This is a genomic window from Rhodococcus sp. MALMAid1271, assembly GCF_049195265.1.
In the GTDB taxonomy this organism is placed as follows: Bacteria; Actinomycetota; Actinomycetes; order Mycobacteriales; family Mycobacteriaceae; genus Rhodococcoides.
This window is the reverse complement of record NZ_JBMIRQ010000024.1, coordinates 1-4,043: the sequence shown is the minus strand read 5'-3', so window position 1 is coordinate 4,043 and position 4,043 is coordinate 1. Positions and strand designations below refer to the sequence as shown.

Genomic DNA, 4,043 nt, shown 5'->3' with positions numbered 1-4,043 from the left:
GCACATCACCGAGTGCCGCACCGACAGCAGTGACCTCGAACGGTGTCGCATTGGCCCAGAGCAGCGACGGGTACACCGCGTTCAAGGTGATCCCCCATTTCTGAGCTGCCCGCCCGCGCACCCCGTTCAGGACGTCTTGGGCCGACCTCGAAGATCGACGGAGAACAACGGGCCGAGCAGACACACGTTGATCACCCCGGTCAGCACGAACACACCGCCGATCACTCCCACCACGATGCCCCCGACACCGCCGAGCACGACGGCGACCACGATCAGAGCGACTCCCACCACGATGCGCAGTGCGCGTCCGGCAGTACTGCGCATGAATTCGACGAACGACATGATGATTCCAGTTCTGTAGAGGGACTTTCACTGTTGGACGGGCGAGAACGCCGAAGTGGACCAATCGGTGGATCATCGCGCGAACAGCCCAGCCCCGACCTCGACCTCGACTCCGACCCCGATCCCGATCCCGATCCCGACAGCGCGGCATACGACGAGCGCTTCGCGCGCGATCTGATCGACCAGGGCACGACTCTTCGTCGCTTCGCAGCCGCGATGACACGATCACCGGCCGATACCGACGATCTGGTGCAGGACGTCCTCGAACGCGCGTGGCGCAACCGGAGAACATTTCGATCCGAATCGGCTCTCACGACGTGGCTCTACCGGATCACGATCAACCGTGCCCGCGATGTGGCCGCACGCGCGGAGACTCAGCGCACAGAACCATCGGGCACGGGCGACATCGATGTACCGATCAGCAACCTCGAGCACCCCGAGACGGTCGTGCAGGCGCTCAGCGATCGATCCACGGTGCGAGCGGCGCTGGCGACGTTGACCGTCGAGGATCGAATGGTCCTGGCATTGCACGACGGCGAGGGCTGGACAGCGACACAGATCGGCGCGGTCGGCGCGCTCACCACCGCAGCGGTGTACAAGCGCATCCACCGCGCACGGGTCAAGCTGCTGCGCGCCCTCGACAACGGTCCCACACATCCGCAAAACGACTCCCAGGCATGCCGGCGCACACTCGCCGCGGCATCGGACTACCTGGACGGGCGTCTCGATGTCGACGCCTCGGCCCGCATCGATACACACCTGCGCCAGTGTCGCCGCTGCCCACCCATCGCACAGGCCCTGATCGGCATCAAGACCGCACTCGGCCTGCGACCGTGGACCAGCGCGGTCCCCGAACAGTTCGTCTACGACGTCGCCCACTTGGGCGGACCCCCGCCGCGATGACCGATCATCCCCGACACCCGGAAAAAGATACCCCATAGGGTATATTGAAAGTGATTCATCGACCGAAGGAGAGACTCATGTGCAGGGCTGTCACGTGCAAGAAGTGCGGAAAAACGACGTGGGCGGGATGCGGTCAACACGTCGATCAGGTGATGCGGGGCGTTCCGGCGTCCAATCGCTGCAAGGGGCACGACTCCGATCCGAAGTCACCGGGATTGTTCTCCCGCATGTTCTCCAAGAAGTAGATCGCGGTCCGCAGCCCTGATCCTGCCAGGGCTGCGACCCGAGTCGTCTTTCTTCGTGGTCTCGCACCTCGCGGTCCCGGTCTTCGTGGTCTCGCACGTCGCGGCACAGACCGCGCATGCGCAGACCCGCATCGTAGTGAACGCACAGTCCCCACCCGGCCAGGTGCAACACCACGACCACACTTGCCATCGCCAGCAAGCGGGGACTCCGTCACGGGAAAATCGATGTCGCGCAGGCACACTCACGTCGGTCACCGACACAGCCACCCGTCCAGCGGGCAGTCGAGGGTAGTTGTGATCGACGTCTGCAACCCTGGAGCGGCTTTCGCCGCCGCGGGGTGCAGGCGAGGTAGCTCGATCAGCGACGCCCGTTCCCGTACGTGTCGTCGTCGATGCTCGGACCGACCCCGACCCCGACCAAGGTCAACGACCGGCGATGATGCGGATCGACCCACACCGAAATGGTGGCACCGATCACCAGTGCGCGGACGGTCGACCGTTCTGCACGCACATCGCACCGGTACGTTCCGGACCCGGGCACCGTCACTTCCAGTTCCACCCGCCGTGAATCGATGTCGGTGCCCAGGACCACCGCCCACCCCTCGACGATGTCGTCCTCCCGGTCCGCCGCGGCGTCCCGGACCACGGATACCGCTGCAGGATGCAGCGGTGTGCGGGCTGCGAACATCATCGCCGCCATCAGCAGCACCGCGAAGCCGGCCACCACGGCAGCGGTGACAGCGGTCGCCGACCCGGGTGAGAGTCGAGGGACGAGGAAGGTGAACAGCACGATCAGCGCGAGCACGTAGAACCCCATGGCGACCGCGATCGCGTACGACACCCGTCCCGGTACCAGGACAGCGGCACCTGTCGAGCGCCGTCTCCGCGCGCTCGTCACCGTCTCTCCCCTGAGGTCCCGCTGGCGGTGCCCTCTTCGACGCCGTCGGCGATCACTTCAGAGGGTGCCCGCACAGCGGCGGTGTGGCCCGTCAACCCGACGTGGGCTTCGGTGCGCATGCGTTCGACCATATGAGGGTAGTGCAGCTCGAACGCCGGCCGCTCGGAACGGATACGAGGTATTTCGGTGAAATTGTGGCGGGGCGGTGGGCAGGTGGTGGCCCATTCGAGAGAGTTGCCGTAGCCCCACGGATCGTCGACGGTGGCGACCTCGCCGTATCGGTAGGACTTGAACACATTCCACACGAACGGCAGCGTGGACAGCCCGAGAATGAACGCTCCGATCGAGGAGATCAGGTTCAAGGTGGTGAATCCGTCCGAGGGCAGGTAGTCGGCGTAGCGGCGCGGCATCCCTTCGTTGCCGAGCCAGTGCTGCACCAGGAACGTCATGTGGAACCCGACGAACGTCGTCCAGAAGTGCCACTTGCCGAGGCGTTCGTCGAGCATGCGTCCGGTGATCTTGGGAAACCAGAAGTACACCCCGGCGTAGGTGGCGAAAACAATGGTCCCGAACAGTACGTAGTGGAAGTGCGCCACCACGAAGTAGGTGTCGGTGACGTGGAAATCGATCGGGGGGCTGGCCAGCAGCACACCGGTCAGTCCGCCGAACAGGAATGTGATCAGAAATCCGATGCTGAACAGCATCGGGGTTTCCAGGGTGACCTGTCCTCGCCACATGGTGCCGATCCAGTTGAACAACTTCACCCCGGTCGGCACGGCGATGAGGAAGGACATGAACGAAAAGAACGGCAGCAGAACAGCTCCGGTGGCGTACATGTGGTGCGCCCACACCGTGATCGAGAGCGCTGCGATGCCGAGGGTAGCGAAGATCAGACCCTTGTAGCCGAAGATGGGTTTGCGGCTGAAGACCGGAAAGATTTCGGAGACGATGCCGAAGAACGGGAGCGCGACGATGTAGACCTCGGGATGGCCGAAGAACCAGAACAGGTGCTGCCAGAGCACCGCTCCCCCGGTCGCCGGGTCGAACACGTGACCACCGAAGTGTCGATCGAAGGCCAGCCCGGCCAACGCGGCCGCGAAGGTCGGAAACGCCAGCAGCACCAGCACCGAGGTCACGAGCATGTTCCAGGTGAAGACCGGCATCCGGAACATCGTCATGCCGGGTGCGCGCAGACACACCACGGTGGTGATGAAGTTGACCGCACCCAAGATCGTGCCCAAGCCCGACAGAATCAGGCCCAGTACCCACAGGTCGGCACCGACACCGGGGGAATGCAGTGCGCTCGTCAGTGGGGTGTAGGCGGTCCATCCGAAGTCCGCGGCACCTCCCGGGGTGATGAACCCGGCGAGCACGATCAGCGATCCGAACACATACAGCCAGTACGCGAACGCGTTGAGCCGCGGGAACGCGACGTCGGGTGCCCCGATCTGAAGCGGCAGAATGTAATTGGCGAATCCGTACGCCACCGGGACGGCGTAGAGCAACAGCATGATCGTGCCGTGCATGGTGAACAGCTGGTTGTACTGCTCGTTGGACAGGAACTGCAACCCCGGTACGGCGAGTTCGGTGCGCATGAGCAGCGCCATCAACCCGCCGATGAGGAACAATCCGAACGAGGTGACCAGATACATCTT

Annotated in this window: 5 protein-coding genes; 2 read left to right on the top strand and 3 right to left on the bottom strand. The window is 64.0% G+C overall.

What is annotated here, in order from left to right; genetic code table 11:
- Positions 1-126 precede the first annotated feature (126 nt).
- Positions 127-342, bottom strand: a complete 216-nt coding sequence (locus ACOQFP_RS01300) for a YgaP-like transmembrane domain (protein WP_032370107.1) — start codon at positions 340-342, stop codon at positions 127-129.
- Between the two features lie 33 nt (positions 343-375).
- Between ACOQFP_RS01300 and ACOQFP_RS01295 the strand changes: the two genes are divergently transcribed.
- Both ACOQFP_RS01295 and ACOQFP_RS01290 read left to right on the top strand, forming a co-directional pair.
- Complete coding sequence (locus tag ACOQFP_RS01295; protein ID WP_421583204.1) at positions 376-1,245, top strand: sigma-70 family RNA polymerase sigma factor; 870 nt, start codon at positions 376-378, stop codon at positions 1,243-1,245.
- 77 nt (positions 1,246-1,322) lie between these two features.
- Complete coding sequence (locus ACOQFP_RS01290; RefSeq protein WP_085950765.1) at positions 1,323-1,490, top strand: hypothetical protein; 168 nt, start codon at positions 1,323-1,325, stop codon at positions 1,488-1,490.
- Between the two features lie 358 nt (positions 1,491-1,848).
- On the opposite strand, the gene ACOQFP_RS01285 is transcribed toward ACOQFP_RS01290, so the two are convergent.
- Together ACOQFP_RS01285 and ctaD are read right to left on the bottom strand one after the other, a co-directional pair.
- Positions 1,849-2,388 (bottom strand): hypothetical protein, encoded by a 540-nt coding sequence (locus tag ACOQFP_RS01285; protein ID WP_032370106.1) that lies wholly within the window; start codon positions 2,386-2,388, stop codon positions 1,849-1,851.
- Positions 2,385-4,043: cytochrome c oxidase subunit I (gene ctaD / locus ACOQFP_RS01280; RefSeq protein ID WP_421583203.1), on the bottom strand; the 1,659-nt coding region annotated here is incomplete at its 5' end. The genes ACOQFP_RS01285 and ctaD, both read right to left, overlap by 4 nt.

Bases quoted from the DNA above. Each gene is read 5' to 3' on its own strand.
- ACOQFP_RS01300 (WP_032370107.1), bottom strand. From the start codon at position 342: ATGTCGTTCGTCGAATTCATGCGCAGTACTGCCGGACGCGCACTGCGC.
- ACOQFP_RS01290 (WP_085950765.1), top strand. From the start codon at position 1,323: ATGTGCAGGGCTGTCACGTGCAAGAAGTGCGGAAAAACGACGTGGGCG.